Annotated in this window: 30 protein-coding genes; 25 read left to right on the top strand and 5 right to left on the bottom strand. The window is 67.3% G+C overall.

The genetic code is table 11. The features are described from left to right. Positions 1-138 precede the first annotated feature (138 nt). Together hisG and hisD are read left to right on the top strand one after the other, a co-directional pair. On the top strand, positions 139-783 hold the full coding sequence (hisG, locus tag ACK59X_RS22770; protein ID WP_409960675.1) for an ATP phosphoribosyltransferase: 645 nt from the start codon (positions 139-141) through the stop codon (positions 781-783). A gap of 33 nt (positions 784-816) precedes the next feature. Beyond that, positions 817-2,199, top strand: a complete 1,383-nt coding sequence (hisD, locus tag ACK59X_RS22765; RefSeq protein WP_409960655.1) for a histidinol dehydrogenase — start codon at positions 817-819, stop codon at positions 2,197-2,199. A 16-nt stretch (positions 2,200-2,215) separates the two neighbouring features. Here the strand turns inward: hisD and ACK59X_RS22760 are convergent, their stop codons facing one another. Beyond that, positions 2,216-2,590: a DUF2917 domain-containing protein gene (locus tag ACK59X_RS22760; RefSeq protein WP_409960654.1), complete on the bottom strand. Its 375-nt coding sequence runs from the start codon at positions 2,588-2,590 to the stop codon at positions 2,216-2,218. Between the two features lie 153 nt (positions 2,591-2,743). On the opposite strand from ACK59X_RS22760, the gene ACK59X_RS22755 reads away from it, so the two are divergent. The 9 genes from ACK59X_RS22755 to ACK59X_RS22715 are packed head-to-tail and all read left to right on the top strand — an operon-like array spanning position 2,744 to position 9,584. Further along, positions 2,744-4,195, top strand: coding sequence for a PLP-dependent aminotransferase family protein (locus ACK59X_RS22755; protein ID WP_409960653.1), 1,452 nt, complete (start codon positions 2,744-2,746; stop codon positions 4,193-4,195). 49 nt (positions 4,196-4,244) lie between these two features. Beyond that, positions 4,245-4,469, top strand: coding sequence for a CopG family transcriptional regulator (locus ACK59X_RS22750; RefSeq protein WP_409960652.1), 225 nt, complete (start codon positions 4,245-4,247; stop codon positions 4,467-4,469). Then, positions 4,466-4,924 (top strand): PIN domain-containing protein, encoded by a 459-nt coding sequence (locus ACK59X_RS22745; protein ID WP_409960651.1) that lies wholly within the window; start codon positions 4,466-4,468, stop codon positions 4,922-4,924. The genes ACK59X_RS22750 and ACK59X_RS22745 overlap by 4 nt, the downstream gene beginning before the upstream one ends. Next, positions 4,921-6,033 (top strand): histidinol-phosphate transaminase, encoded by a 1,113-nt coding sequence (gene hisC, locus ACK59X_RS22740; protein ID WP_409960650.1) that lies wholly within the window; start codon positions 4,921-4,923, stop codon positions 6,031-6,033. Before ACK59X_RS22745 ends, hisC begins: the two co-directional genes overlap by 4 nt. After that, the gene (gene hisB, locus ACK59X_RS22735) at positions 6,030-6,665 is read left to right on the top strand and encodes an imidazoleglycerol-phosphate dehydratase HisB (protein WP_409960649.1); all 636 of its coding nucleotides are present in this window, start codon (positions 6,030-6,032) and stop codon (positions 6,663-6,665) included. Before hisC ends, hisB begins: the two co-directional genes overlap by 4 nt. A gap of 53 nt (positions 6,666-6,718) precedes the next feature. Next, a complete protein-coding gene (gene hisH, locus ACK59X_RS22730) occupies positions 6,719-7,387 on the top strand; it encodes an imidazole glycerol phosphate synthase subunit HisH (protein WP_409960648.1) in 669 nt (222 codons plus the stop codon). A gap of 60 nt (positions 7,388-7,447) precedes the next feature. Then, complete coding sequence (gene hisA / locus ACK59X_RS22725) at positions 7,448-8,188, top strand: 1-(5-phosphoribosyl)-5-[(5-phosphoribosylamino)methylideneamino]imidazole-4-carboxamide isomerase (RefSeq protein WP_409960647.1); 741 nt, start codon at positions 7,448-7,450, stop codon at positions 8,186-8,188. A 23-nt stretch (positions 8,189-8,211) separates the two neighbouring features. Beyond that, positions 8,212-9,012, top strand: coding sequence for an imidazole glycerol phosphate synthase subunit HisF (gene hisF, locus ACK59X_RS22720; RefSeq protein ID WP_409960646.1), 801 nt, complete (start codon positions 8,212-8,214; stop codon positions 9,010-9,012). After that, positions 9,009-9,584, top strand: coding sequence for a hypothetical protein (locus tag ACK59X_RS22715; RefSeq protein WP_409960645.1), 576 nt, complete (start codon positions 9,009-9,011; stop codon positions 9,582-9,584). Before hisF ends, ACK59X_RS22715 begins: the two co-directional genes overlap by 4 nt. A 29-nt stretch (positions 9,585-9,613) precedes the next feature. On the opposite strand, the gene ACK59X_RS22710 is transcribed toward ACK59X_RS22715, so the two are convergent. Continuing rightward, positions 9,614-11,581 carry a 7TM diverse intracellular signaling domain-containing protein gene (locus ACK59X_RS22710; protein ID WP_409960644.1) on the bottom strand — a complete coding sequence of 656 codons (1,968 nt, stop codon included), beginning with the start codon at positions 11,579-11,581 and terminating at the stop codon, positions 9,614-9,616. Beyond that, complete coding sequence (locus ACK59X_RS22705; RefSeq protein WP_409960643.1) at positions 11,574-12,257, bottom strand: response regulator; 684 nt, start codon at positions 12,255-12,257, stop codon at positions 11,574-11,576. The genes ACK59X_RS22710 and ACK59X_RS22705 overlap by 8 nt, the downstream gene beginning before the upstream one ends. Positions 12,258-12,419: 162 nt before the next feature. Here ACK59X_RS22705 and ACK59X_RS22700 point away from each other — a divergent pair, with 162 nt between their 5' ends. From ACK59X_RS22700 to tatC, 9 genes are all read left to right on the top strand, one after another. Next, positions 12,420-14,075: an RCC1 domain-containing protein gene (locus tag ACK59X_RS22700; RefSeq protein ID WP_409960642.1), complete on the top strand. Its 1,656-nt coding sequence runs from the start codon at positions 12,420-12,422 to the stop codon at positions 14,073-14,075. Between the two features lie 117 nt (positions 14,076-14,192). Beyond that, complete coding sequence (gene hisI, locus ACK59X_RS22695) at positions 14,193-14,591, top strand: phosphoribosyl-AMP cyclohydrolase (RefSeq protein ID WP_409960674.1); 399 nt, start codon at positions 14,193-14,195, stop codon at positions 14,589-14,591. A gap of 4 nt (positions 14,592-14,595) precedes the next feature. After that, positions 14,596-14,973, top strand: a complete 378-nt coding sequence (locus ACK59X_RS22690; RefSeq protein WP_409960641.1) for a phosphoribosyl-ATP diphosphatase — start codon at positions 14,596-14,598, stop codon at positions 14,971-14,973. Continuing rightward, positions 14,970-15,356, top strand: coding sequence for a DUF4870 family protein (locus ACK59X_RS22685; RefSeq protein WP_409960640.1), 387 nt, complete (start codon positions 14,970-14,972; stop codon positions 15,354-15,356). The genes ACK59X_RS22690 and ACK59X_RS22685 overlap by 4 nt, the downstream gene beginning before the upstream one ends. Beyond that, a complete protein-coding gene (locus ACK59X_RS22680; RefSeq protein ID WP_409960639.1) occupies positions 15,349-16,389 on the top strand; it encodes a patatin-like phospholipase family protein in 1,041 nt (346 codons plus the stop codon). The genes ACK59X_RS22685 and ACK59X_RS22680 overlap by 8 nt, the downstream gene beginning before the upstream one ends. Positions 16,390-16,432: 43 nt before the next feature. Further along, positions 16,433-16,789, top strand: coding sequence for a histidine triad nucleotide-binding protein (locus tag ACK59X_RS22675; RefSeq protein WP_409960638.1), 357 nt, complete (start codon positions 16,433-16,435; stop codon positions 16,787-16,789). A 106-nt stretch (positions 16,790-16,895) separates the two neighbouring features. Beyond that, on the top strand, positions 16,896-17,138 hold the full coding sequence (gene tatA / locus ACK59X_RS22670; RefSeq protein ID WP_409960637.1) for a Sec-independent protein translocase subunit TatA: 243 nt from the start codon (positions 16,896-16,898) through the stop codon (positions 17,136-17,138). 22 nt (positions 17,139-17,160) lie between these two features. Next, complete coding sequence (gene tatB, locus ACK59X_RS22665) at positions 17,161-17,622, top strand: Sec-independent protein translocase protein TatB (RefSeq protein WP_409960636.1); 462 nt, start codon at positions 17,161-17,163, stop codon at positions 17,620-17,622. Between the two features lie 62 nt (positions 17,623-17,684). After that, positions 17,685-18,482: a twin-arginine translocase subunit TatC gene (gene tatC, locus ACK59X_RS22660; RefSeq protein WP_409960635.1), complete on the top strand. Its 798-nt coding sequence runs from the start codon at positions 17,685-17,687 to the stop codon at positions 18,480-18,482. Between the two features lie 247 nt (positions 18,483-18,729). Here the strand turns inward: tatC and ACK59X_RS22655 are convergent, their stop codons facing one another. Then, a complete protein-coding gene (locus ACK59X_RS22655) occupies positions 18,730-19,884 on the bottom strand; it encodes a S1C family serine protease (RefSeq protein WP_409960634.1) in 1,155 nt (384 codons plus the stop codon). 541 nt (positions 19,885-20,425) lie between these two features. On the opposite strand from ACK59X_RS22655, the gene ACK59X_RS22650 reads away from it, so the two are divergent. Genes ACK59X_RS22650 through pdxA form a run of 3 tightly spaced genes read left to right on the top strand, consistent with a single transcriptional unit; the run spans position 20,426 to position 23,565 of the window. After that, positions 20,426-21,754 carry an MFS transporter gene (locus ACK59X_RS22650; RefSeq protein ID WP_409960633.1) on the top strand — a complete coding sequence of 443 codons (1,329 nt, stop codon included), beginning with the start codon at positions 20,426-20,428 and terminating at the stop codon, positions 21,752-21,754. A 21-nt stretch (positions 21,755-21,775) separates the two neighbouring features. After that, positions 21,776-22,537, top strand: coding sequence for a Nif3-like dinuclear metal center hexameric protein (locus ACK59X_RS22645; protein WP_409960632.1), 762 nt, complete (start codon positions 21,776-21,778; stop codon positions 22,535-22,537). Then, on the top strand, positions 22,534-23,565 hold the full coding sequence (gene pdxA, locus ACK59X_RS22640) for a 4-hydroxythreonine-4-phosphate dehydrogenase PdxA (protein ID WP_409960631.1): 1,032 nt from the start codon (positions 22,534-22,536) through the stop codon (positions 23,563-23,565). The genes ACK59X_RS22645 and pdxA overlap by 4 nt, the downstream gene beginning before the upstream one ends. 16 nt (positions 23,566-23,581) lie before the next feature. On the opposite strand, the gene mscL is transcribed toward pdxA, so the two are convergent. Next, positions 23,582-24,019: a large conductance mechanosensitive channel protein MscL gene (gene mscL, locus ACK59X_RS22635; protein ID WP_409960630.1), complete on the bottom strand. Its 438-nt coding sequence runs from the start codon at positions 24,017-24,019 to the stop codon at positions 23,582-23,584. Positions 24,020-24,164: 145 nt separating this feature from the next. On the opposite strand from mscL, the gene petA reads away from it, so the two are divergent. Both petA and ACK59X_RS22625 read left to right on the top strand, forming a co-directional pair. Further along, positions 24,165-24,764, top strand: a complete 600-nt coding sequence (gene petA / locus ACK59X_RS22630; RefSeq protein ID WP_409960629.1) for a ubiquinol-cytochrome c reductase iron-sulfur subunit — start codon at positions 24,165-24,167, stop codon at positions 24,762-24,764. A 13-nt stretch (positions 24,765-24,777) separates the two neighbouring features. Continuing rightward, a partial coding sequence (locus ACK59X_RS22625) for a cytochrome b (RefSeq protein WP_409960628.1) occupies positions 24,778-25,901 on the top strand: 1,124 nt, incomplete at its 3' end.

The raw sequence follows: 25,901 nt of genomic DNA, 5'->3' as shown, positions 1-25,901 counted from the left end.
GTCGTTACAAATGCGCGCCATGCCACCCGGCATGGCTGTGCTTTGCGCCTAGCCTGGCAGCGATTTCGGCAGATTTCTTTCTTCAACGAACTTCTAACTCACGACACTGGCGCCCCTTTTCAGAGAACCCGTATGACCATGATCACCCTCGCCCTGTCCAAGGGCCGCATCTTCGACGAGAACCTGCCGCTGCTGGAGGCTGCAGGCATCGAGGTGCTTGAAGACCCCGAGAAGTCGCGCAAGCTCATTCTGCCCACCAACCGCCCCGACGTGCGCGTGGTGCTGGTGCGTGCCACCGACGTGCCCACCTATGTGGAATATGGCGGCGCCGACATCGGCGTGACCGGCAAGGACACCCTCATCGAGCACGGCGGCCAGGGTCTGTACCAGCCGCTGGACCTGCAGATCGCCAAGTGCCGCGTGAGCGTGGCCGTGCGCAGCGATTTCGACTACGAGCGCGCGGTCAAGCAGGGCTCGCGCCTCAAGGTCGCTACCAAGTACACCTCCATCGCGCGCGACTTCTTCGCCACCAAGGGCGTGCACGTGGACATGGTCAAGCTCTACGGCAGCATGGAACTGGCGCCGCTGATCGGCCTGTCCGACGCCATCGTCGACCTGGTCTCCACCGGCAACACCCTGCGCGCCAACCACCTCGTCGAGGTCGAGCGCATCATGGACATCAGCTCCTACCTCGTGGTCAACCAGGCGGCGCTCAAGCTCAAGCAGGCGCCGCTGCGCAGCATCATCGATGCGTTTGCTTCGGCCACCGCAGCCCGCACCTGAACTGATTCCCCTCCCACTGCGATAGAAAACGCCATGCAAGCCCAGCCCGTCCGCCTCCGTACCGACAGCGCCGATTTCGAAGCCGCCTTCCGCGATCGCCTGCATTGGTCCGCCGACACGGACGCAGCGATCGAGCAGCGCGTGGCCGACATCCTGGCCGACGTGCAGGCGCGCGGCGACGCCGCCGTGCTCGACTACACGGCCCGCTTCGACGGTCTGGCCGCGCCCGACATGGCAGCGCTGGAGCTCACGCAGGCCGATTTCAAGGCCGCCTTCGACGCCATTCCCGCCGCGCAGCGCGACGCCCTGCAGGCCGCTGCCAGGCGCGTGCGCAGCTACCACGAGGCGCAGAAGAAGGCCTCGGGCGAAAGCTGGAGCTACCGCGACGAGGACGGCACCCTGCTGGGCCAGAAGGTCACGCCGCTGGACCGGGTGGGCATCTACGTGCCCGGCGGCAAGGCGGCCTACCCGTCGAGCCTGCTCATGAACGCTATTCCCGCCCACGTGGCCGGCGTGCAGGAGATCATCATGGTCGTGCCCACGCCCGTGCGCGGCAGCGTGGCCACCGGGGGCTCGGGCGCGCAACTGGCGTCCACCAAGGGCGAACGCAATGAGCTGGTGCTGGCAGCCGCCTACGTGGCCGGCGTCACGCGCGCCTTCACCATCGGCGGCGCCCAGGCCGTGGCGGCCCTGGCCTATGGCACGGCCACCGTGCCCAAGGTCGACAAGATCACCGGCCCGGGCAACGCCTACGTGGCCAGCGCCAAGAAGCGCGTGTTCGGCACCGTGGGCATCGACATGATCGCCGGCCCCAGCGAAATCCTGGTGCTGGCCGACGGCAGCACCCCTGCCGACTGGGTGGCCATGGACCTGTTCGCGCAGGCCGAGCACGACGACCTGGCCCAGCGCATCCTGCTGTGCCCTGACGCCGCCTACCTCGATGCCGTGCAGGAGGCCATCGACCGCCTGCTGCCCGCCATGCCCCGCGCCGAGATCATCGCCAAGAGCCTGAACGGCCGCGGCGCGCTGATCCACACCCGCAGCATGGAGGAAGCCTGCGCCATCAGCAACCGCATCGCCCCCGAGCACCTGGAGGTGAGCAGCACCGACCCTCACCGCTGGGAGCCGCTGCTGCGCCACGCGGGTGCCATCTTCCTCGGGGCCTACACCAGCGAAAGTCTGGGCGATTACTGCGCCGGCCCCAACCACGTGCTGCCCACCAGCGGCACGGCGCGGTTCAGCTCGCCGCTCGGGGTGTACGATTTCCAGAAGCGCAGCAGCCTGATCGAAGTGAGCGCGGCCGGCGCCCAGGTGCTGGGCACGGTGGCGGCGGAACTGGCCTACGGCGAAGGCCTGCAGGCCCACGCGCGCGCCGCTGAACTGCGGCTCACGCCCGTGCCGCCAGCACGGGGCTGACCGTATCCAGCTTCCGTCAGGCTGCGCGCAGCTGCATGCCGCCGGTGGCCGAAGCCGCTGTTGGGCGGCTGGCGGTGGCTGGCTGGCGGTGCAGCGCCCAGTTCAATAGAGCGGGGCGCTGGCCTTCGGCACTGACGCGAATCCGCACCGGGCCGGTGAACGACAGGCGCTGTCCGGCTTCGAGGAAATAGTCTTCGAGCAGCCCATCGCAGGTGACCCAGACGCGGCCTTGTTCCACTTCCAGCAGGGCGGTCTCGCCCGCGCGGAATTCGAGCGTCTGCACGGCCTGCGGTGGCGGCAGAGGTTGGCGGTTCCACCGAAGGGCCAGGGCCTCGGGCCGGGCTGGCTGGACAGTGGGAGGACGGGGGCAGGGGGGTGGCAGGGTGTTCATGCCTTGTACTGTGCGCCGGCCCCCGCCGGGCCGCCAGCCACAGCCCGCGCCGAGCTGAAGCAGTACAGATGTGCTGCGGCAGCACTCTGTGTCGTACGGAATCGTGGCCATCTGTATTGCCTGCTGTTCGGCAGGCCAGTACAGAATGCAGCCATGGACGCCCAAGAGACCACGCCCCTGTACCTGCAGATCGCGGCCCAGCTGGCCGAACTGGTGCGCAACGGCACCCTGGCCCGCGGCGAGAAGATGCCCTCGGTGCGTGAACTGGCGCGCCAGCGCGGCGTGGCGCAGAGCACCGTGGTTCAGGCCTACCACTGGCTGGAAGACGCGCGCCTGATCACCGCGCGCCCGCGCTCGGGCTTCTTTGTCGCGTCCCGCCCCGTGAACCTGCCCGAGCCCACCATCCCGCGCCCGCTGCGCCGCCCGCGCGAGGTCTCGGTGGACTGGCTGGGCCAGCGCATCATGGGCCATGCCCAGCCGGTGGACATGGTGTCCTTCAGCAGCGGCACGCCCGGCCCCGACATGCTCAACCCCGACCGCGTGCGCCGCGCCGTGGTGCGCGCCGTGCAGCGCAACCGCCAGCTGCTGTGCACCTACCCGACGTCCGCTGGGCACCCAGAGGCCCGGCGCGCCCTGGCGCGCTACGCCGTGGGCCTGGGCTGCAGCCTGGACCCCGAGAACATCCTGATCACCGGCGGCTGCATGGACAGCATCGCCCTGTGCCTGCGCGCAGCCACCCAGCCGGGCGACGTGGTGGCGCTGGAGTCGCCCACGCATTTCTCGTTTCTCGAAGTGCTGCAGGGCCTGCACCTCAAGGCGCTCGAGATTCCCACGCATCCGCGCCATGGCATCTCGCTCGATGCCCTGCAGCTGGCCCTCGATACCCAGCCCGTCAAGGCGCTGATGGTGGTGCCCACGCTGAGCAACCCGCTGGGCAGCTGCATGCCCCAGCCCGAGCGCCGACGCCTGGCGCAGATGGCCTCGCGCCATGGCATGGCGGTGATCGAGGATGCGATCTACAACGACCTGGCCGAGTCCGACGAGATGCGCCGCACCGTCAAGTCCTACGACACCACGGGCCATGTGATGCTCTGCGACTCCTTCTCCAAGACCCTGGCGCCCGGCCTGCGCCTGGGTTGGGTCGAGGCCGGGCGCTGGACCGAGCAGCTGCGCAGCATCAAGGACATGCAGGCCGGCGGCCAATCGGCCGTGCTGGAGCTGGCGCTGGCCGATCTCATCAACCAGAGCGGCCACGCCGCCGCCATGCGACAGTTGCGCGCTGCTGCGGCCGCGAGGCTCGATGGGGTGCGCCACATCATCGGCGCGCACTTTCCTTCGGGTACGCGGGTCAGCGATCCACCGGGCGGCATGCTGCTGTGGGTGGAGCTGCCGCGCGCACTCGACTCGGTGCAGCTGCACGAGGCTTGCCTGGCAAAGAACATCCTGGTTGCGCCCGGCACGGTGTTCAGCGCCAGCGGGCGCTTTCGCAACTGCCTGCGCATCGGGGTGGGCAGCGACTGGACGCCGTCGCATCTGCAGGCCTTGCGCACGGTGGGCGACATGGCCTGCTGCCTGTTGGCATCCACGGGGCGAAAAGCCGCCTGAAAATTCACACGAACTTCGTGTTGCACGAAGTTCGTGTAATATTCTACCCATGAAGAATGTCACCATCACCATGGACGACACCGTTGCCGAATGGGTGCGCGTCGAGGCCGCCAAGCGTGGCAGCAGCGTCTCGCGCCTGCTGGGCGAATGGCTGGCCGAAAAGATGCGCCAGGAAGACGCCTATGCCCAGGCCATGCGCGAGGCGCTGGGCTTCGAGAGCTGGGGCGCGTCCAGCGGCCCCTACGTGCCGCGCGAAACCCTGTTCCGGCGATGAGCAGCGGCACGGTCCCCCTCTTCGTCGACACCGAGCTGCTCTTGGCCAGCGTGGACGAGCGCGACCCCGCCCGCCAGGCCCGGGCGCGCGAATGGCTGGCTTTCTGCTGGCAGACGCGCTGCGGCCGCATCAGCTCGCAGGTGCTCAACGAGCTGTACAACCAGGCCATACAGCGCTTCGAGGGCCCGCGCACCGTGCAACTTGTGCGTGCCCAGGTGCGCCGCCTGCGCGTGTGGCTGCCGCCCCATCTCGACGCCTATACGGTCGATGGCGCCTGGGACCTGCAGGACCGCTACCGCCTGGGCTACTGGGACGCGCTCATCATCTCCTCCGCCCACCAGCAGGGCTGCCGCTACCTGCTGACCGAGGCCCTGCCGCATGACCAGCTGCTGGACGCCGTGCGCTGCATCAACCCTTTTCTTGTGGCCCCCAACGAACTGGACACCGCCGAATGACCACTCCCGCCAGCCTCACCGCCGCCCTGAACCGCATCCGTGCCGATGTGCGCGCCATGCACGCCTATGGCGTGCAGCCCTCCACCGGCATGCTCAAGATGGATGCCATGGAAAACCCCTTCCGCCTGCCGGCCCATCTGCAGGCGGCCCTGGGCCAGCGCCTGGGCGCGCTGGCGCTCAACCGCTACCCGGGTGAGCGCCTCAATGACCTCAAGACCGCGCTGGCGAAGTACGCCTGCATGCCCGAAGGCCATGGCATCGTGCTGGGCAACGGGTCGGACGAGCTCATCACCCTGCTGGCCCTGGCCTGCGCCCAGCCCGGCGCACGCGCCACCATGCTCGCGCCCATGCCTGGTTTCGTGATGTACCCGCTCTCCGCGCAACTGCAGGGCCTTGATTTCGTGGGTGTGCCCCTCACCCCCGATTTCGAGCTGGACGAGCCGGCCATGCTGGCCGCCATTGCCCAGCACCGCCCCGCCATCACCTACATCGCCTACCCCAACAACCCCACGGCCACGCTGTGGGATGAGGGCGCCGTGCAGCGCATCGTCGACGCAGTGGGCGCCGTGGGCGGCTTCGTGGTCATGGACGAGGCCTACCAGCCCTTCGCCAGCCGCACCTTCATCGACCGCATGCGCGCCGAGCCCGCGCGCAATGCCCATGTGCTGCTCATGCGCACGCTCAGCAAGTTCGGGCTGGCCGGCGTGCGCCTGGGCTACCTCATCGGCCCGGCCGCCGTGGTGGCCGAGATCGACAAGGTGCGCCCGCCCTACCACGTGAGCGTGCTCAATTGCGAGGCGGCGCTGTTCGCCCTGGAGCACACCGACGTGTTCGCCGGGCAGGCGGCCGAGCTGCGCGCCCAGCGCACCCTGCTGGTGCAGGCCCTCAAGGCCATGCCGGGCGTCGAAAAATGCTGGGACAGCGAGGCCAACATGGTTCTATTGCGTGTGGCCGATTCCGCCACAACCTATGAAGGCATGAAAAAGCGCAAGGTCCTGGTCAAGAACGTTTCTACAATGCACCCATTGCTGGCCAACTGCCTGCGCCTCACGGTGGGCAATGCCGACGACAATGCGCGGATGCTCGCTGCGCTCCAAGCCTCCCTATGACTTCTTCTGCACTCGTACCTTCCGCACCGGCCGACTCCACGGCCGACCGCATCGCCGAGGTCACCCGCAACACGGCCGAGACACACATCACCGTGCGCATCAACCTGGACGGCACCGGCCAGGCCAAGCTGCACACCGGCATCGGCTTCTTCGACCACATGCTCGACCAGATCGCGCGCCATGGCCTGATCGACCTGGAGATCGACTGTGCCGGCGACCTGCACATCGATGGACACCACACGGTCGAAGACGTGGGCATCACCCTGGGCCAGGCCTTCGCGCGCGCCGTGGGCGACAAGAAGGGCATCACCCGCTACGGCCACGCCTACGTGCCGCTGGACGAAGCGCTGAGCCGCGTGGTGGTCGACTTCTCGGGCCGCCCCGGCCTGCACCTGCACATCCCGTTCACGGCCGGCAGCATCGGCGGTTTCGATACGCAGCTCACCTACGAGTTCTTCCAGGGCTTCGTCAACCATGCGGGCGTGACCCTGCACATCGACAACCTCAAGGGCATCAACGCGCACCACCAGTGCGAAACGGTGTTCAAGGCCTTTGCCCGTGCGCTGCGCGCGGCGCTCACGCGCGATCCGCGCGCGGCCGGCACCATTCCGTCCACCAAGGGCAGTCTCTGATCTTCACCCGCTGAAAAAGGCCACCATCGCTTTTTGAACAAGCGCTGATAGCTATGAATATGGAAGCTAAAACCGTCGCCGTGGTTGACTACGGCATGGGCAACCTGCGCTCGGTCTCGCAGGCCGTGCAGGCCGCGGCCCAGGGCTCGGGCTGGACCGTGCTCGTCACCTCGCGCCCCGAGGATGTGCGCGCCGCCCAGCGCATCGTGCTGCCGGGCCAGGGCGCCATGCCCGACTGCATGCGCGAGCTGCGCGATTCGGGCCTGCTCGAATCGGTGCTCGAAGCCGCTGCCGCCAAGCCGATGTTCGGCGTCTGCGTGGGCATGCAGATGCTGCTGGACCACAGCGCCGAGGGTGACACCGCAGGCCTCTCGCTGATCCCCGGCGAGGTGCGCAAGTTCGATCTGGCCGGCCGTACCCAGCCCGATGGCAGCCGCTTCAAGGTGCCGCAGATGGGCTGGAACCAGGTGCGCCAGATGCACCACGCGGGCGCGGTGCACCCGGTCTGGGCCGGCGTGCCCGACGGCAGCTACTTCTATTTCGTGCACAGCTTCTACGCGCGGCCCGAGAATGCGGCCCATTGCGCGGGCGAGGCAGACTACGGCGGTGTGTTCGCCGCGGCCGTTGCACGCGATAATATTTTCGCCACCCAGTTCCACCCCGAGAAAAGTGCGGAGCACGGCCTTGCGCTGTACCGCAATTTCCTTCACTGGAATCCCTGAAACCCCCAACCACCCTGTTCGGGCCGAGCCCGGCCTCGCCCCTTTCCACCCGAACCCACCATGCTGCTCATTCCCGCCATCGACCTCAAGGACGGCCACTGTGTACGCCTCAAGCAAGGCGATATGGACCAATCCACCACCTTCGGTGAAGACCCCGCCGCCATGGCGCGCAAGTGGCTGGAGGCCGGCGCGCGCCGCCTGCACCTGGTGGACTTGAACGGTGCCTTCGCCGGCGTGCCCAAGAACTTCACGGCGATCAAGTCCATCCTCAAGGAAGTGGGCGAGGACATCCCGGTGCAGCTCGGCGGCGGGATCCGCGACCTGGACACCATCGAAAAGTACATCGACGGCGGCCTGCGCTACGTGATCATCGGCACCGCGGCCGTGAAGAACCCAGGTTTCCTCAAGGACGCATGCAGCGCCTTTGGCGGCCACATCATCGTGGGCCTGGATGCCAAGGACGGCAAGGTCGCCACCGACGGCTGGAGCAAGCTCACCGGCCACGAGGTGGTCGACCTGGCCAAGAAGTTCGAGGACTGGGGCGTCGAGTCCATCATCTACACCGACATCGGCCGCGACGGCATGCTCTCGGGCATCAACATCGATGCCACCGTCAAGCTCGCGCAGTCGCTGAGCATCCCGGTGATCGCTTCGGGTGGCCTGTCCAACATGGCCGACATCGAGCAGCTGTGCGCCGTCGAGGGCGAGGGCGTGGAAGGTGTGATCTGCGGCCGCGCCATCTACAGTGGCGACCTCGATTTCGCCAAGGCGCAGGCGCGCGCTGATGAACTCAATGGATAGGCCCATACGGGGCCGTTGACCACATGCTTGCCAAACGCATCATTCCCTGCCTGGACGTGACCGGAGGCCGCGTGGTCAAGGGCGTCAATTTCGTCGAGTTGCGCGACGCAGGCGACCCGGTCGAGATCGCCGCGCGCTACAACGCCCAGGGCGCCGACGAACTCACCTTCCTGGACATCACTGCCACCAGCGACGGGCGCGACCTGATCCTGCCCATCATCGAGGCCGTGGCCAGCCAGGTGTTCATTCCGCTCACCGTTGGGGGGGGCGTGCGCACTGTGGAAGACGTGCGCCGCCTGCTCAACGCGGGTGCCGACAAGACCAGCTTCAACTCCGCCGCCATTGCCAACCCCGAGGTGATCGACGCGGTGTCGGCCAAGTACGGCGCGCAGTGCATCGTGGTGGCCATCGACGCCAAGCGCCGCTCCGACGAGGATGCACAGCGCATCGGCACTGACGGCCAACCCGTGGGCCCGGGCTGGGACGTCTACAGCCATGGCGGCCGCAAGAACACCGGCCTGGACGCCGTGGCCTGGGCCACCGAGATGGCGCGCCGCGGCGCGGGCGAGATCCTTTTGACGAGCATGGACCGCGACGGCACCAAGGCCGGCTTCGACCTGGCGCTCACGCGTGCCGTGAGTGACGCCGTCAGCGTGCCCGTGATCGCTTCGGGCGGCGTGGGCAACCTCGACCACTTGGCCGATGGCATCCAGCTCGGCGGCGCCGACGCGGTGCTGGCCGCCAGCATCTTCCACTACGGCGAGTACACCGTGGGCCAGTCCAAGGCGCACATGGCGGCACGGGGCATCCCGGTACGATTATGAAAAAGGCCCTCGCCACGGCCGCCATGGCCTTGTGCATGGGCTGGGCCGCCATGCCCGCCAGTGCCCAGCAGGTGCCGGCGCCGTCCTACGCACGCGGCTACTTCGACCGCCTGCCCTGTGTGGACCGCATCGGCCGCTGCTTCGATGCCACCATCGGCGGCAAGGCCGTGCAGGTGATCACCGACAAGGCCGAGTTCGACAAGCTTAAGGCCCTGCTGGCCGAGCTCAACGAGAACGTGCGCGACGTCTACTGGATCGTGCGCGATCCGGTGGATGGCCAGGTGGCGCTGGACGTGCTCACGCGCCCCAACGCCATGGGCCTGCCCCATGTAGGCGAGGAAAAGGAAGAGCCCGACGTCACGGTCTACGCGCTCGATGGCCAGGACCTGGACAGCGAGCCCGAGATGGTGGCGCGCCAGGACGTGCGGGTCAACGGCCAGCCGGTGGTCACGCAGCAGGACACGCTCACCCAGGACTTCCTGCCCCCGGGCCGCTATGCCATGGCCATCAAGTACCTGGGGCGCAAGAACTGGGACCGCAAATGGGTGTTCCTGACGGTCGCCAAGCCTTGATGCCTTGAGTGGGCCGCCACTGGTGTTGCCTACGCGGTCGGCCAGCGCGAATGCCTGAAGCCCTCTGCAGTGGGGGGCGGACCTTGCAGCGGCAGCCACAGTTGCACCACGGTGCCGCCCCGGTCACCCAAAAAAATCCGCGCCCGGCCGCCGAGCTGGCGCGCGCGCTCCTCGATGTGGCCCAGCCCGCGGCCCTGGTGCCCGTCGGAGCGCGCCTGCAGCCCGCGCCCGTCGTCCTGGATCTGCACGCACACCCCCGTCTCTGCGCCCTGCGTGGCCGACAGCGTTACGTTGCGGGCCCCGGAGTGCTTGACCACATTGGCCAGCGCCTCCTGCACGATGCGCAGCACGTGCAGCGCGGCGGGGGCATCCAGCCAGGGCAGCGGCGGCAGGTCGTCCATGTGCCAGTGCAGGGTGATGCCGCCCTGTGCCAGGCGATGGCCCACGCGCTGGCGCAGGGTGGCCAGCAGGGTGGTCAGGTCTTGGTCGATGGGCTCCATCGAATCGATGGTCAGGCGCAGGTCTTCCAGGCATTCGCGCAGCACCTGGGCCATCTCGCCCTGCGACAGGCGGCCCTGCTCGATCTGGCCCAGGGACGACACCAGCATCGCGCCCAGGCCGTCGTGCATGTCGCGCGTGAGCCGCTGGCGCTCGGCCAGGCGCACGCGCTCGTTCTCCACCTCGGCCAGCAAGGCGAAGTTGGCCCGCAGCGCACGCTGCTGTTCGGCCAGCCTGTCCGCGAGCTCCGCGGCCGCACCTTCGGCATGCTCCAGGGCCCCGATGTAGCGCCGGTTCACGGCGTACAGGAAGGCACCCAGCACCAGCATCATGGCGTAGGGCATGAGGTACAGGCTTTCAGGGGACATGCGCAACTGCAGCAGTGCCAGGTCGTGCACGCCCAGGCCCAGGCAGATGCACAGGGCCACGGCCAGCACCCGCAGTTCGCGGCTGCCGCGCCAGGCCGACCAGGCAATGAGCAGGGTCACGCCCAGCGCAACCAGCGTGTTGGCCGCGTGCAGCAGCAGCGGAGTGTCGAGCGCCCAGGGCAGGATGGGCATGGACGCTGCCGAGACCAGCAGCGCAAAGCCCAGCAGCATCCGCTCCACCAGCGGAAAGCCGCGCGCCGCGAAGCGCAGCGAGAACAGGTAGACCAGCAGCATGACCCAGGTCATGGACGCATCGGTGGCCCACCAGAACCAGCGCAGGGCGTCGAGGTCCTGCGGCAGCTCGATGCCGTAGTGCAGGTTGCGAAACCACCAGGCCAGCGATGCCAGCCCGAAGTACAGATAAGCCGTGTCCTGGCGTCGGCGCCACCAGAAGGCCAGGGCAAACAGCCCCAGCATGAGCAGTGTGGTGCTGGCCGCCAGCGGCACGGTGACCACCCAGCGCTGGCGGGCCGCCCAGAGGCCCTGGATCTCGGGCTCGGGGCCCATCCAGAGCCGGCTCAGGGCGTAGCTGCCGTCCGCACGCGGAGGCAGCGCGAGGAACAGATGGCAAGGGCCGGCCTGCCGGGATGCGGCGCTGGGCAGCCTGAGCACGATGGGCTGGTTCCACTGCGAAGGCCAGGCCGGGCTGTTGTCCAACAACTGCCGCGTGGCCTGGTTTGTGCGCAGCCAGATCTGCAAGGGGCCGCCGCTCACGCGGGGAAGGTACAGGGCCAGCGTTTCCTGGGCCTCGGGCACGGGGCATGCGGTGCGGTACCAGACCGTGGGCACGGGCAGGTTGACCGCTGCGCGGGTGGTGGGATTGCGCTGCACGGCCTGGGGCAGGTCAACCGATTGCCATTGGCCTGCTGCATCCTTCCCCGGTGGGCCGATTGATGGGGTTGCCTCGGCAGCGGGGACCCAGCGCTCCACCTGGGTGACCATGGCGTCGGAGGCATCGGGGGCTGTGGGTGGGTGCTCTGCCTGTGCCCATATCGCCACCAGGGCCAGCGAGCATGCCAGGGCCCGCTGCAGCCAGCCGGTCGCCCAGGCGCGCAGCAGCCCGTCAGTCATTCATCAGCCCGCGCTTGCGGGCTTCATAGACTGCCTCGGCGCGCGAGTGTACCTGCAGCTTGCGGTAGCTGCGCTTGACGTAGGTGAGCACGGTCTGCTGCGTCACCCCCATCATCTGGGCCATTTCGCGGTAGCTGTAGCCCTTGGCGGCAAAGCCGAGCATCTCGCACTCGCGTTCGCTCAGCAGGCCCGCATCGGAATCGCTGGCCGCGGCTTCGGGTGCTCCCTGGCGCTGTCGCGAGGAGGCCGCCGGGGCCAGCCGGGTCAGCAGCCGCCGGGCGATCACCGGGCTGATGGGGCTGCCGCCCGCATGCACCGCACGCACCAGCTCGGCCAGGTCCAGGGCGGGCGTGTCCTTGAGCACATACCCGGTGGCTCCCGCTGCCAGGGCCTGCATCACCTGGGCTTCGTCGCCGAAGACGGTGACCACCACGACTTCGCAGTGGGGGGCCACGTCGGTGCTGCGGGTGATCACTTCAATGCCGTTCAGGTCGGGCAGCCCCAGGTCCAGCAGCAGCACCTGCGGTTGGTGGCGGGCCAGCAGCGCCAGGCCCGAACCGGCATCGCCCGCGGCGCCGACCAGGCGCAGGTCCGGCGCGGCGGCGATGCTGTCGCACAGGCGTTGCCTGAACTGGGGATCGTCCTCGATCACGAGGACAGAGAGCAAAGCGGACATGGGCAAAGAGGCCTTGGGCGCGCGGCGGTGCGTTTCATGATACGCGGCGAGCGCTGTCACAGCTGCTTGCATCTGGTGCATTTTGTCCCTTGTTCGAGGGACAGACGCTGGGCGCCTGGCGCGGAAGAATCGGCTCCACCTTCACCTCGCAGGAGTTCCTCCATGTCTGCTTTGCTTCGGACCATCGCGCTGGCTGGCGCCCTGGTGGGCCTGGCGGCGCCGGCCATCGCCGCCGTCCCGCACATCACCCTCGGTGATTACCACATGCTGCTGCTCAACGCCGATGGCAGCGTCACGTCCTGGGGGCGCGGTGACTCGGGCCAGCTCGGCCGCGGCCAGGCCGACCGCAACAACCCCGCGCCTGCAAAGATCGCGTCCCTTGGCAACGACGTGGTGGCCGTGACGGCCGGTGGCGCGCTGTCGGCCGCCGTGAAGTCCGACGGCACGGTATGGGTCTGGGGCAATGTGTCGGACGGCCTGATCGGCTCCGACACCTCGGGCGGGCAGTTCCGCTACGAACCGGTGCAGGTGCCCGGGCTGTCGGGCATTGTCTCGGTGCTGGCCGCGACCAATGGCTATTCCCTCTATGCCACGGACAGCAGCGGCCAGATCTGGGCCTGGGGCTATGACAGCGGCAATGGCAACCTGGGGATCGGCCCCACCACACTGCAGCAGCGCGGCCAGCCCCTGCCCGTGGCAGGGGCCACAGGCATCGTGCAACTGGCCGTGACAGGCACGCAGATGATCGGGCGCAAGCAGGACGGCAGCCTGGTCGGCTGGGGCCGGAACAGCGTGCGCGACAACCCCCTGCAGGCGGTGACCGCGGCGTCGGACCCCTTGCCCGCCACGGCGCTCAAGCCCAATGGGTTGGCGTTCATCGATGCCACCGCCACCGGCAATGCGGCGGGCCTGTATCTGGGCATCAAGAACGGCCAGGCGCTGGCCTGGGGCGACACCAACTCCGGGATGTTGACCTGTGGCCAGGAAAGCGCGCTGGCTGCCACCCAGCCCTACACCATCAAGAACCTGAGCAACCTGCGCCAGATCGCTGCGGGTGGTGGTGCCGCGCTGTTCGTGGACGGGGCGGGCGCCGTGTTCGCCTGCGGCCAGGGGGAGCGGGGCCTGCTGGGGGACGGCACGACCGTGTCCACCAAGTGGGATTCCGTGCCGGCCAACGCCAAGGCGGGCCCGGTGCGGGTACAGGGCCTGCCCGGTCCGGTGTCGTACGTTTTCACTGGGGCCTTCGCCGCGGCCGCGCTCATGCCCGATGGCTCGGTCTACACCTGGGGCCGCACCGACAATGGGGTTCTGGGCAACGGGGTGACCACTGCCAACGGCATCGTGAGCACGCCCACGCGCATTGCGCCCAATGCCGGCGTGGACAACAGCAGCAATCCGGGCAATGTCGGCAACCCGGGCGGCACGAACCCGGGCACCGGCACGCCGGCGCCTGGCACCGAACCCGCCTTCAGCACGGCCCAGAGCGGCCCGCTGAACCAGCTCACGGCCAAGGCCGGTGTCACCCTGCCTGCCGCCCATGCGGGGCAGCCCGGCGCCATCTTCGTGGCCCTGCTGCTGCCCGATGGCCGCCTGCTCATGCTCGACGGCGCGACGGTCAGTTTCGTGCCCAGCCTGGCGGCCTTGTACACAGGCGCCCTGCCGGTGTCGGCCCCGGTGCTCGACATCAAGGGCATGGACCTGAGTGCCCTGGCGGGCAGCAACCTCTACCTGGGGTATGGCCTGGGGGTGAATTCCCTGGCGGCGCTCTACGAAATGCTGCGCGCGGGGCGCTACTCCAATGTCCTGACCTTGCGCTAAAGGGGCTGCGCTGACCCGGCCCGGGCCCCGCCTGCAAATGCCGGCGGGGCCCGGGTCTTTGGCCTGCGCGGGCGCTGGCAATGCCATGTCCGGGGTCGGTCATTCAAATCGCCGACAATCCGGGCCATGAACTGGCTCAATGAAGTGAAATGGGATGCGCAGGGCCTGGTGCCCGTGATCGCGCAGGAGCAGGGCACGGGCGACGTGCTGATGTTTGCCTGGATGAACCGCGAGGCGCTGGAAAAGACCGCCGAACTCGGCCGCGCCGTGTACTTCAGCCGCTCGCGCGGCAAGCTGTGGTTCAAGGGCGAGGAATCGGGCCACGTGCAGACCGTGCACGAGATCCGGCTGGACTGCGACAACGACGTGGTGCTGCTCAAGGTGACCCAGTTGGGCCACGCGCCTGGCATCGCCTGCCACACCGGCCGCCACAGCTGCTTCTTCAGCGTGCTCAAGGGCGGCGCATGGACGCCCGTCGATCCGGTCTTGAAAGACCCCGAATCCATCTACAAGTAAGACCATGAGTTCCAACGATTCCCTCGCGCGCCTGGCCGCCGTCATCGAGAGCCGCAAGCCCGCCAACGGGGGCGACCCCGAAAAGAGCTATGTCTCGCGCCTGCTGCACAAGGGGCCCGATGCCTTCCTCAAGAAGATCGGGGAGGAAGCCACCGAGGTGGTGATGGCCGCCAAGGACGTGGACCATGGTGCCGATGCCAGCAAGCTGGTCTACGAGGTGGCCGACCTGTGGTTCCATTCCATGGTCGCGCTGGCCCACTATGGCTTGACGCCGGCCGATGTGCTCACCGAGCTCGAACGCCGCGAGGGCACCAGCGGCATCGAGGAGAAAGCCCTGCGCAAGGCGGTTGCGCGTGCCGGAGAGGAGAAAGGGTTCCCATGAACGACATCATCGACGTGCAAACCAGCGACCAGAAGGCCGAAAGCCTCAAAAACATCGGCTGGATCAGCTATGCGCTGCATCTGGTCGTGGCGCTGGGTGCGGTGCTGCCCGGCGCGCAGGCCAGTGCCCTGCTGCTGGTCATCGCGCTGGTGATCGACCTGGTCAAGCGCGGCGATGCACAGGGCACCTGGCAGGAAAACCATTTCTCCTGGCGCATCCGCTCCGTGATCTGGGCAGGGGTGCTGTATGCGTTGACCTCGTGGCTGTGGCTGGTCTTCATCCTGCCCGGCTGGATCGCCTGGGGCATCATTTCGCTGTGGTTCCTGTACCGCATCGTGCGCGGCATGCTGGCCATGAGCAAGAACCAGGTGGTGGATGCCTGAGCCCCATGTGCTGCGGCGCCTGAACCTGGCCCTGCAGGGTGGGGGCTCGCACGGCGCGCTGACCTGGGGTGTGCTCGATGCCTTGCTCGAAGACGGGCAGTGGCAGTTCGATGGCATCAGCGGCACCAGCGCGGGGGCCATGAACGCCGTGGCCCTGGCGCATGGCTTTGCCCAGGCCGCACAGGCCCACAAGGACCCGGTGGAGGCGCGTGCCGCGGGCTGCGCCCTGGCGCGCGAGTCGCTCGCCCGGCTGTGGGAGGGTGTGGGCTCGCTGGGCAGCCTGACCTGGGGCACGCCCTTGTCGGCAGCCAACCCGCTGATGGGCATGATGGCCCAGTGGTTCTCGCCCTACCAGACCAACCCGCTTGGATTCAACCCGCTGCGCCAGCTGCTTGAGCGCGAGGTCGATTTCGGCCTGCTGTGCTCCGGGCGTGCCAGCATCGAAAGCGTGGTTCCCCAGGTGTTCGTGTGCGCGACCAATGTGCGCACCGGGCGCGGCGAGATCTTCTCGGGCCCGCGCCTGAGTGCCGACGCCGTGATGGCCTCGGCCTGCCTGCCCATGGTGTTCAAGGCCGTGGAGATCGATGGCGAGCACTACTGGGACGGTGGCTATTCGGGCAACCCGGCGCTGCACCCGCTGATCTACCAGACCGAGGCATCGGACATCCTGCTGGTGCAGATCAACCCCATCGAGCACCGCGAGGTGCCGGGCACCGCGCAAGAGATCATGGAGCGCATGAACGAAGTCACCTTCAATGCCAGCCTGCTGGCCGAACTGCGCGCCATCGAATTCGTGCGCCGGCTGCTGGCCGAGGGCAAGCTCGATGCGCGCCGCTACAAGAACGTGCTGATGCACCGCATCGACGGGGGCGCGGTGCTGGCCCCTTTCGGCGCCGACAGCAAGGTGCGCGCCGACACGGCCTTCGTGCGCCAGCTGTTCACGCTGGGGCGCGATGCGGGCAAGGCCTGGATGAAGGCACACCGCCGGGATGTGGGCGTGCGACCCAGCATCAAGATCGCCGACAATTCGTGAATCTGCCTTCGTGCAGCCAGATTTCCGCTCTCCTTTTTCCACCATGCACGATCCGAACTGCCTTTTCTGCAAAATCACCGCGGGCCAGATTCCTTCGAAGAAGGTCTACGAGGACGAGGAGGTCTTTGCCTTCCACGACATCCATCCATCGGCGCCGGTGCACTTCCTCATGGTGCCCAAGCTGCACGTTCCGTCCATGGCCCAGGTGTCGGCCGAGCACGCCGGTGTGCTGGGGCGCATGATGGTCCTGGCGCCTAAGCTGGCCCAGGAGCAGGGTTGCAATCCCTACCCCGAGGGCGGTTTCCGCATCGTGGTAAACACGGGGGTTGAAGGCGGGCAGGAAATCCACCATCTGCACATCCACGTGATGGGCGGCCCCCGCCCGTGGCTCAAAGGCTGACGCGAACTGACGGTCTTCCACGATAGACCCCTGTACCAAAGCAGGGTGTGTGAACTCCGGTCACGGCCGGGGTCTAAAATGATTGCAATACGTTAGGAGATTTTCCATGGGCTCTTTTTCCATCTGGCACTGGCTGATCGTGCTGCTGATCGTCGTCATGGTCTTCGGCACCAAGAAGCTCAAGAACATGGGCTCGGACCTCGGGGGCGCCGTCAAGGGCTTCAAGGACGGCATGAAGGACGGTTCCACGGCCGAGAGCGGTGCCGTCAATCCGCCTGCTGGCCAGGTGACTGCCAGCCAGGCGGCTGACAAGACCACCATCGACGTCGAAGCCAAGCAAAAGAGCTGACCGCTGAGCGGACACCTGCTTCATGATTGATATTGGCCTGTCCAAGATGGCGCTGATCGGCGCCGTGGCGCTGATCGTCATCGGCCCCGAGAAGCTGCCGCGCGTGGCGCGCACGGTGGGCACCTTGCTGGGCAAGGCGCAACGCTACGTGTCCGACGTCAAGGCCGAGGTCAACCGGTCCATGGAGCTCGACGAGCTGCGCAAGATGAAGGACACGGTGGAAGGCGCCGCACGCGACGTGCAGCAGTCCATCCAGACCGGCGCCAGCGAATTCGAGAAGGACTGGGCTGCGGCGACGGACATGAGCGCCGCCGAGCCTTTCGAAACCTCGGTGGTGGTACCTGCCTACAAGCACCCGGGCAAGAACTGGCGCCTCAAGCGCGGCGCCACCCCCCAGTGGTACAAGTCGCGCAGCGGTGTGCGCACCAAGGCACAGTCCGGCGCCGCGCGCGTCGCCCGTTACCGGCCCCAGAAATTCCATTGACGATGCAGCGCTGCCTCTGGTGCGCGCTGCATGGGCGGCCCCCACGCCCCTGAAAATCCAACATGTCCGAAACTCCCTCCAAAGAAGACGAGCTGGCCGGCACCGAGCAGCCGTTCGTGCAGCACCTGATGGAGCTGCGCGACCGGCTGGTCAAGGCCATCATCGCCATCGCCATCGCGGCGGCGATCCTGTTCTTCTTTCCCGGCCCTGGCGCGCTCTACGACTTCCTGGCGGCGCCCCTGGTGGCCCATCTGCCCAAGGGCGCCACGCTGATCGCCACCTCGGTGATCTCGCCCTTCATGGTGCCGCTCAAGATTTTGCTGATGTCGGCCTTCCTGCTGGCGCTGCCTTTCGTGCTGTGGCAGGTCTGGGCCTTCGTAGCGCCGGGCCTGTATTCGCACGAGAAGAAGCTGGTGCTGCCGCTGGTGGTCTCCAGCACGCTGCTGTTCTTCGTGGGCGTGGCGTTCTGCTACTACTTCGTGTTCGGCCAGGTGTTCGCCTTCATCCAGAGCTTTGCGCCCAAGAGCATCACGGCCGCGCCTGACATCGAGGCCTACCTGAGCTTCGTGCTGTCGATGTTCCTGGCCTTCGGCCTGGCGTTCGAGGTGCCGATCGCCGTGGTGGTGCTGGCGCGCATGAACATCGTCAGCGTCGAGAAGCTCAAGAGCTTTCGTGGCTACTTCATCGTGGCATCGTTCGTCGTGGCGGCCATCGTGACGCCCCCGGACGTGGTCTCCCAGCTCGCGCTGGCCGTGCCCATGTGCATCCTCTACGAAGTGGGCATCTGGGCCGCACAGATCTTCATCAAGCACACCAAGGCGCCGCAAGAGGCCGATGAAGCCGCTTCGTCGTCGTCCTGACCGGAATCAGACCTGCAGCCCCCGAGGGGCATGAAGAAAGCAACTGCCGCGAGAGCGCCAGTTGCTTTTTTTATGGGTGTTGCAGGCGGCCCCATCCGGCATTGCAATGGCCGCTCCAGCCGTGGAAGCCGGCACGGCCCATGCCAGTACTCCCGCGCAAGGGCCGCCCCGCCGCGAAGGCGGCATATCCAGCGCCTGCGCTGGGGGCGCCCTCCTTTCAGGGGGAAGGCGCGAAGCGCCTCAGGGGTTACCTTCTCACATTGCGTTGCGGCCGGGGGCGCAGGCCCGGGGTGATGCTCAATTCCACCAGCGTATCGGCGCGCCGAACGTTGAACGGAGCGGCCGTGCCGGGCTTGAGGGCTGCCACGGCGGTGAGCAGCTCGGAGACATTGCCCACGTTCTTGCCGTCCACCTTCACGATCACATCACCCGGGCGCATGCCGGCCTGGGCCGCAGGGCCATCCTGCAGCACGCCGGTGATGATCACGCCCTCGGAGGCTTTCACGCCGAAGGTCTCGGCCAGCTCGGGCGAGAGCTCGTTGGGCTCCACGCCGATCCAGCCGCGCGTGACCTGGCCGTCCTTGACGATGCCGTCGAGCACCAGGCGCGCCGTGGACACCGGGATGGCGAAGCCGATGCCCATGCTGCCGCCCGAGCGCGAGTAGATGGCGGTGTTGATGCCCATCAGGTGGCCGTTGCCATCCACCAGCGCACCACCCGAGTTGCCGGGGTTGATCGCGGCGTCGGTCTGGATGAAGTTCTCAAAGGTGTTGATGCCGAGCTGGGTGCGCCCCAGCGCGCTGACGATGCCGCTGGTCACCGTCTGGCCCACGCCGAAGGGGTTGCCGATGGCCAGCACCTGGTCGCCCACGTCCAGGGTATCCGAGTTGCCCAGCACGATCACGGGCAGCTTGTCGAGTTCGATCTTGAGGATGGCCAGGTCGGTGTCGGGGTCGGTGCCGATCACGCGCGCGCGGGCGCGCCGGCTGTCGGTGAGCGTGACCTCGATTTCGTCCGCGCCTTCCACCACGTGGTTGTTGGTGAGGATGTAGCCATCGGGGCTGATGATCACGCCGCTGCCCAGGCCCGCCTGCTGTTGCTGGCCGCTCTGGTCACCGAAGAAGAACTGGAACCACGGGTCATTGCTGCGCGGGTGGCGCACGGCCTTGCTGGTGTTGATGCTCACCACGGCGGGTGCTGCCTTGCGCGCCGCCGCGCTGAAGCTGCCGGCCGCGGGCTGGCCTGCGGCGGCCGTGCTGGCAGGTGCTTCAATGAGGGCGATGCCCGCACCGGAGCGCACGTTGCCACGCCCCAGCCAGCCGGGCTGCAGGGTGGCCACGACGAAATACGCCGCGACGAACACCGTCACGGTTTGGGAAAACAGCAGCCAAATGCGCTTCATGGAGTGGGGGCCAGGGGGTCTACAGGGACCGCCATTGTGCGCCATTGCCTGCCGGGCGGCGCCGCGCAGGCCGGGTGGGCGCCTGAGAACGTGTTTACGATCTTTTCGGGGCCGCGCAAGTACCTTGCCGGGATGGGATGCAAGGCGCGGCAAGGCACTTGCCCGAAGGGTTGGGGCGAAATCGGGCCGATGAATTCGGAATGTTGGCGCCCCGGCTGCTTGCATGGGCACGAGCGCACGCGGCGCATCCGGAGCATCCACTCATCCCGATTGCGCAGCAACGCGGCCTCGAAAAGATCGTGAACACGTTCTGAGTGGTGGGAGGGGGCATAGCGGGTTGCGATGGCACGGTCTAAGGGAAAACCCTAAAATGGCGCCACGACTGCTCCCGCTGCCTGTGTTCTCCTGTGGCCTGCTACCCGCGCGGCCACCCACGACAATCTCCTCCATCCGGAAACTGCCGACGAACGATGGCCTGCGGCATGCCACCGCTGCCGCCGCACCCCGCAGTCCTGTGCACGCATTTTCTGGAGCCTTTCCCATGACCTCGATCACCGCGGCGGACGGCGCGTCCGCGTCCGCCGGCCTTTCCCATCGCCCCCTGAACCGCAGCGACTACAAGACCCTGGGCCTGTCCGCACTGGGCGGGACGCTGGAGTTCTACGACTTCGTCGTTTTTGTCTTCTTTGCCAACGTCATCGGCTCGCTGTTCTTTCCGGCCGACATGCCCGAATGGATGCGCCAGCTGCAGACCCTGGGCATCTTCGCCGCCGGCTACCTGGCGCGGCCGCTGGGCGGCATCGTGATCGCCCACTACGGCGACAAGCTGGGCCGCAAGAAGATGTTCACGCTGTCCATCTTTCTGATGTCCGTGCCCACCCTGGTCATCGGCATCCAGCCGACCTACGCCACCATCGGCATTGCGGCGCCACTGCTGCTCTTGGCCATGCGCGTGCTGCAGGGTGCCGCGATCGGCGGCGAGATGCCTGGCGCCTGGGTGTTCGTGGCCGAGCATGCGCCGGCCAGGAACTACGGCTTCGCCATCGGCACCCTCACATCAGGTATCACCGGAGGCATTTTCCTGGGCTCCATCATGGGCGTGTGGCTCAACACCACCTACAGCCAGGCCGAGGTGCACGACTGGGCCTGGCGCATCCCCTTCATCCTGGGCGGAGTGTTCGGCCTGGTGTCGGTATACCTGCGCAAGTTCCTCGAAGAGACCCCCATCTTCCGCGAGATGCAGGCCCGCAAGGCCGCGGACCGGGAACTGCCACTCAAAACCATCCTGCGCGACCACCGCGAAGCCTGCGTGCTCGTGGCCCTGATGACCTGGGTGCTGTCCACGGCCGTGGTGGTGGTGGTGTGGTTCACGCCCGCCTACCTGCAGACGGTGGTCCATGTCGTGCCCGCCGCTGCGATGAAGGCGAATGCCCTGGCGACGGTGACGTTGACCATCGGCTGCGTATTCTGGGGCTGGCTGTCCGACAAGGCCGGTACGCGCACGGCCATGGTGCTGGGCTGGGGCGGCTTGACCGCCACGGCCTACCTGTTCTACCTGGGCCTGCCCGGCACCGAAGCCTCGCTGGTCTGGTCCTATGCGCTGGTGGGCTTTTTCGTCGGCAGCATCTCGCTGCTGCCCGTGGTGGGCGTGCGTGCCTTCCCGGCGCCCGTGCGCTTCACCGGCCTGTCCTTTGCCTACAACATGGCCTATGCCGTGTTCGGCGGCCTCACGCCCGTGCTGATTTCCACCTGGCAGCAAGTGGACCCGCTGGCGCCGGCCCACTATGTGGCCGCCATGGGCGTGCTGGGTGCGGCCATCGGACTGCTGTGGCCTCTGGCCATCAAGGGCTGGCAACCGTCCAAAGCCTGAGGGTCTTGGCACAATCGGGGCATGAGTAGCATTCAGCGACAAGAACTCCTGGCCCTCTTCGACGGGCTGCTGCAGCCCGCGCGCTTCAAGGACTATGGCCCCAACGGCCTGCAGGTCGAGGGCAAGGAAAGCATCACCCGCATCGTGAGCGGTGTCACGGCCAGCCGCGCGCTGATCGAGGCCGCCATCGATGCGCGCGCTGACGCCATCTTCGTGCACCACGGCTTGTTCTGGCGTGGGCAGGACGGCCGCGTGGTCGGCTGGATGAAGCGGCGCCTTCAGCTGCTGCTGGCGCACGACATCAACCTGTTTGCCTATCACCTGCCGCTCGATGCCCATCCCGAGCTGGGCAACAACGTGCAATTGGGCCGCGTGCTGGGCCTGGCGGCCGATGCGCGCTTTGGCGAGCAGGACCTGGGCTGTGTGGCGGGTGCGCAGTTCGCCGATGGCCAGGCCCTGGCAGACCATGTGGCCGCAGCGCTGGGGCGCTCCGTGACGCTGGCGCAGCCCGAGGCGGCCACGCGCAGGCCGATCCGCCGCGTGGCCTGGTGCACGGGTGGGGCCCAGGGCTATTTCGAGCCGGCCATTGCCGCCGGTGCCGATGCCTTCATCACCGGGGAGATCTCCGAACCCCAGGCGCACCTGGCGCGAGAGACGGGCGTGTGTTTCATCGCCGCAGGCCACCATGCGACCGAGCGCTATGGTGCTCCTGCCGTGGCCGCGCATGTGGCCCAGCAGGCGGGTGTGGAGCATCTCTTCATCGAGGTGGACAACCCCGCATGAGCGCTGCCATCGCCATCACCCAGGGCGACCCGGCCGGCATCGGCCCGGAGATCGTCGCCAAGGCCTTCCGCGACGCGCCCGGCGAGCTGCACGGCGGTTTTGTGGTGGGCGACCTGGCCACGCTGCGCCGGGCCGCGCAGTGCATCGAACGCCCTGGGCTGCCGTCCGTGCCCGTGGCGCAGATCGCATCGCCTGCCGAGGCCCTGCAGCTGCCGCCGCGCTGCATTCCCGTGTTGCCTCTGCCTGGCTTGCCAGGGCCGCAGCCTTGGGGGCAGATCGGTGCCGAAGCGGGCCGGGCTGCCGCCGACTGTGTGGTATGGGCCGCCCGCGCCGCGCTGTGTGGTGAGGTGGCAGCACTGGTCACGGCCCCCCTGCACAAGGAGGCGCTGTCGGCTGCTGGTGTGGACTTTCCGGGCCATACCGAACTGCTGCAGGCCGAGGCCGCGCGGCACCAGGGGGTGCCCCTGGCGGCCATGCCGGTGCGCATGATGCTGGCCAACGATGAACTGCGCACGGTGCTGGTGAGCATCCACGTGTCGCTGCGTGATGCCATCGAGGCGGTGACGCTTGGCAACGTGGCACAGACACTGGCGATCACCCACGCTGCATTGCTGCGCACACTGGGCCGCGCGCCGCGCATCGGCGTGGCGGGGCTCAACCCGCATGCGGGGGAGGGCGGGCTCTTCGGCAGTGAAGAGATGCAGGTCATCGCACCGGCCATCGCCGCCGCGCGGGCGCAAGGCATGGACGTGCATGGCCCGTTCGCGCCCGATACGGTCTTCATGCGTGCGCGCCATGCACCAGGGCACCCGGGCGAGTTCGACGTGGTGGTGGCCATGTACCACGACCAGGGCCTGATCCCCGTGAAGTACCTGGGCGTCGACAAGGGCGTGAACGTGACCCTGGGCCTGCCCCTGGTGCGCACCAGCCCCGACCATGGCACGGCCTTTGACATCGCTGGCCAGGGCATCGCCGACGCCGGCAGCCTGGTGGAGGCAGTGCGCATGGCGCGCCAGCTGGCGCGCTAGCCATGCGCGCGGGTGCTCAGGGTGCCCGGTTCTTGAGGCTGTCGCGGATTTCGCGCAGCAGGGCGATGTCTTCGGGCGGCGCGGCCGGCGCTGCTGGCGCGGGCGGGGTTTCGCGCTTGTGGCGGTTGATCTGCTTGATCATCATGAAGATGATGAAGGCCAGGATGAAGAAGTTCACCGCCACGGTGATGAAGTTGCCGTAGGCAAACACCGGCACGCCGGCTTTCTTCAGGGCGTCGAGTGTCATCGCGGTGCCGGCCGGCACATTGCCCAGAACGATGAACAGGTTGGAGAAATCAAGCTTGCCGAACACCAGCCCGACCACGGGCAGGATCAGGTCGGAAACCACCGAATCCACGATCTTGCCGAAGGCGCCGCCGATGATGACGCCCACTGCCAAGTCGATCACGTTGCCCTTGACGGCAAATTCCCGGAACTCTTGTGCAATGCCCATGGATAACCCCTCTTGAGAATAGACAAGAAGGCGAGTATTGCCCAGGTCTGTCCCCTGTCAAGGCGGACTGCCCGCGTGGAATGACCCTTTTCACTCCGCTACAATTCGCGGTTGACCCCAATAGCGATGTACATCAAGGACCCCCATGAGTGACACCCCAATCGACTCCAGCAAAAGGACGTGGCTGATTGCGTCTGGCTGCGCTGGTGCGGTGGGCGGCGTGGCGACCGCCGTTCCTTTCGTGAGTACTTTCCAGCCCTCCGAGCGGGCCAAGGCGGCAGGTGCCGCCGTCGAGGTGGATATTTCCGCGCTCAAGCCCGGAGAGAAAGTCACCGTGGAATGGCGTGGCAAGCCCGTCTGGATCGTCAAGCGCACGCCCGAGCAGCTTGCCGAGCTGCCCAAGCTTGATGGCCAGCTGGCCGATCCGAAGTCCGAGCGCAAGCCCTCGGAACTCACGCCCGAGTACGCCCGCAACGAAGCCCGCTCCATCAAGCCCGAGATCCTCGTGGCGGTGGGCATCTGCTCGCACCTGGGGTGCTCGCCATCGGACAAGTTCCAGACCGGCGCGCAGGCGTCGCTGCCCGATGACTGGAAGGGCGGTTTTCTGTGCCCCTGCCATGGCTCCACGTTCGACCTGGCCGGCCGGGTCTTCAAGACCAAGCCGGCGCCGGACAACCTGGAGGTGCCTCCCCACATGTACCTGTCGGACACCCGCCTGCTGATCGGCGAAGACAAGAAGGCTTGAGGGAGACACAAAAATGGCCCACGAATTCAAGGAAATCTCCCCCAACGCCTCGATAGCGGCGAAGACCACCAACTGGTTCGAGAACCGGTTCCCGACGGCCTTCGATGCCTACCGCGTGCACATGTCGGAGTACTACGCTCCGAAGAACTTCAACTTCTGGTACATCTTCGGCTCGCTGTCGCTGCTGGTGCTGGTGATCCAGATCGTCACCGGCATCTTCCTGGTGATGCATTACAAGCCCGATGCGGCCAAGGCCTTCGAGTCGGTCGAGTACATCATGCGCGATGTGCCCTGGGGCTGGCTGATCCGCTACATGCACTCCACGGGGGCCTCGGCCTTCTTCGTGGTGGTCTATCTGCACATGTTCCGCGGGCTTATCTATGGCAGCTACCGCAAGCCGCGCGAGCTGGTCTGGGTGTTCGGCTGCGCGATCTTCCTGTGCCTGATGGCCGAAGCCTTCATGGGCTACCTGCTGCCCTGGGGCCAGATGTCCTACTGGGGCGCCCAGGTGATCGTGAACCTGTTCGCCGCGATTCCCTTCGTCGGCCCGGACCTGGCACTGCTGATCCGGGGAGACTACGTGGTCGGTGATGCCACGCTGAACCGCTTCTTCAGCTTCCACGTGATCGCCGTGCCGCTGGTGCTGCTGGGCCTGGTCGTGGCCCACTTGCTGGCGCTGCACGATGTGGGGTCCAACAACCCAGACGGCGTGGAGATCAAGGGCCCCAAGGCCCCCAAGGATGCCAATGGCAAGCCCCTGGACGGCGTGCCTTTCCATCCCTACTACACGGTGCACGACATCTTCGGTGTCTGCGTCTTCTTGATGGCCTTCACGGCGGTGATCTTCTTCGCCCCCGAGTTCGGCGGCTATTTCCTCGAGTACAACAACTTCATTCCGGCCGACCCGCTGAAGACGCCTGCGCACATCGCGCCGGTCTGGTACTTCACGCCGTTTTACTCGATGCTGCGCGCCATCACCAGCGAAATGATGTATGCGCTGATCCTGTGCGTGGTCGGTGGCGCCGTGCTGGCTTCGGTCAAACTCCGGATCCCGAGCTTCATCAAGGCCGGTGCCGTGGTCGCTGCCCTGATGGTGGCTGCGCTGATGCTGGCCATCGACGCCAAGTTCTGGGGCGT

It is taken from the genome of Acidovorax sp., from assembly GCF_046339755.1.
In the GTDB taxonomy this organism is placed as follows: Bacteria; Pseudomonadota; Gammaproteobacteria; order Burkholderiales; family Burkholderiaceae_C; genus Acidovorax.
This window is presented reverse-complemented; position numbering and strand designations above follow the sequence as displayed.

Excerpts from the sequence above, each read along its gene's own strand:
- tatA (WP_409960637.1), top strand. The coding sequence starts at position 16,896 with ATGGGCTCTTTTTCCATCTGGCACTGGCTGATCGTGCTGCTGATCGTC.
- tatC (WP_409960635.1), top strand. The coding sequence starts at position 17,685 with ATGTCCGAAACTCCCTCCAAAGAAGACGAGCTGGCCGGCACCGAGCAG.
- ACK59X_RS22655 (WP_409960634.1), bottom strand. The coding sequence starts at position 19,884 with ATGAAGCGCATTTGGCTGCTGTTTTCCCAAACCGTGACGGTGTTCGTC.
- ACK59X_RS22700 (WP_409960642.1), top strand. The coding sequence starts at position 12,420 with ATGTCTGCTTTGCTTCGGACCATCGCGCTGGCTGGCGCCCTGGTGGGC.
- ACK59X_RS22710 (WP_409960644.1), bottom strand. The coding sequence starts at position 11,581 with ATGACTGACGGGCTGCTGCGCGCCTGGGCGACCGGCTGGCTGCAGCGG.
- hisB (WP_409960649.1), top strand. The coding sequence starts at position 6,030 with ATGACTTCTTCTGCACTCGTACCTTCCGCACCGGCCGACTCCACGGCC.
- hisA (WP_409960647.1), top strand. The coding sequence starts at position 7,448 with ATGCTGCTCATTCCCGCCATCGACCTCAAGGACGGCCACTGTGTACGC.
- ACK59X_RS22680 (WP_409960639.1), top strand. The coding sequence starts at position 15,349 with ATGCCTGAGCCCCATGTGCTGCGGCGCCTGAACCTGGCCCTGCAGGGT.
- ACK59X_RS22675 (WP_409960638.1), top strand. The coding sequence starts at position 16,433 with ATGCACGATCCGAACTGCCTTTTCTGCAAAATCACCGCGGGCCAGATT.
- tatB (WP_409960636.1), top strand. The coding sequence starts at position 17,161 with ATGATTGATATTGGCCTGTCCAAGATGGCGCTGATCGGCGCCGTGGCG.
- hisF (WP_409960646.1), top strand. The coding sequence starts at position 8,212 with ATGCTTGCCAAACGCATCATTCCCTGCCTGGACGTGACCGGAGGCCGC.
- ACK59X_RS22750 (WP_409960652.1), top strand. The coding sequence starts at position 4,245 with ATGAAGAATGTCACCATCACCATGGACGACACCGTTGCCGAATGGGTG.
- ACK59X_RS22690 (WP_409960641.1), top strand. The coding sequence starts at position 14,596 with ATGAGTTCCAACGATTCCCTCGCGCGCCTGGCCGCCGTCATCGAGAGC.
- mscL (WP_409960630.1), bottom strand. The coding sequence starts at position 24,019 with ATGGGCATTGCACAAGAGTTCCGGGAATTTGCCGTCAAGGGCAACGTG.
- ACK59X_RS22650 (WP_409960633.1), top strand. The coding sequence starts at position 20,426 with ATGACCTCGATCACCGCGGCGGACGGCGCGTCCGCGTCCGCCGGCCTT.
- ACK59X_RS22715 (WP_409960645.1), top strand. The coding sequence starts at position 9,009 with ATGAAAAAGGCCCTCGCCACGGCCGCCATGGCCTTGTGCATGGGCTGG.
- hisH (WP_409960648.1), top strand. The coding sequence starts at position 6,719 with ATGAATATGGAAGCTAAAACCGTCGCCGTGGTTGACTACGGCATGGGC.
- pdxA (WP_409960631.1), top strand. The coding sequence starts at position 22,534 with ATGAGCGCTGCCATCGCCATCACCCAGGGCGACCCGGCCGGCATCGGC.
- hisG (WP_409960675.1), top strand. The coding sequence starts at position 139 with ATGATCACCCTCGCCCTGTCCAAGGGCCGCATCTTCGACGAGAACCTG.
- ACK59X_RS22705 (WP_409960643.1), bottom strand. The coding sequence starts at position 12,257 with ATGTCCGCTTTGCTCTCTGTCCTCGTGATCGAGGACGATCCCCAGTTC.
- hisD (WP_409960655.1), top strand. The coding sequence starts at position 817 with ATGCAAGCCCAGCCCGTCCGCCTCCGTACCGACAGCGCCGATTTCGAA.
- petA (WP_409960629.1), top strand. The coding sequence starts at position 24,165 with ATGAGTGACACCCCAATCGACTCCAGCAAAAGGACGTGGCTGATTGCG.
- ACK59X_RS22745 (WP_409960651.1), top strand. The coding sequence starts at position 4,466 with ATGAGCAGCGGCACGGTCCCCCTCTTCGTCGACACCGAGCTGCTCTTG.
- ACK59X_RS22760 (WP_409960654.1), bottom strand. The coding sequence starts at position 2,590 with ATGAACACCCTGCCACCCCCCTGCCCCCGTCCTCCCACTGTCCAGCCA.
- hisC (WP_409960650.1), top strand. The coding sequence starts at position 4,921 with ATGACCACTCCCGCCAGCCTCACCGCCGCCCTGAACCGCATCCGTGCC.
- ACK59X_RS22685 (WP_409960640.1), top strand. The coding sequence starts at position 14,970 with ATGAACGACATCATCGACGTGCAAACCAGCGACCAGAAGGCCGAAAGC.
- ACK59X_RS22645 (WP_409960632.1), top strand. The coding sequence starts at position 21,776 with ATGAGTAGCATTCAGCGACAAGAACTCCTGGCCCTCTTCGACGGGCTG.
- ACK59X_RS22755 (WP_409960653.1), top strand. The coding sequence starts at position 2,744 with ATGGACGCCCAAGAGACCACGCCCCTGTACCTGCAGATCGCGGCCCAG.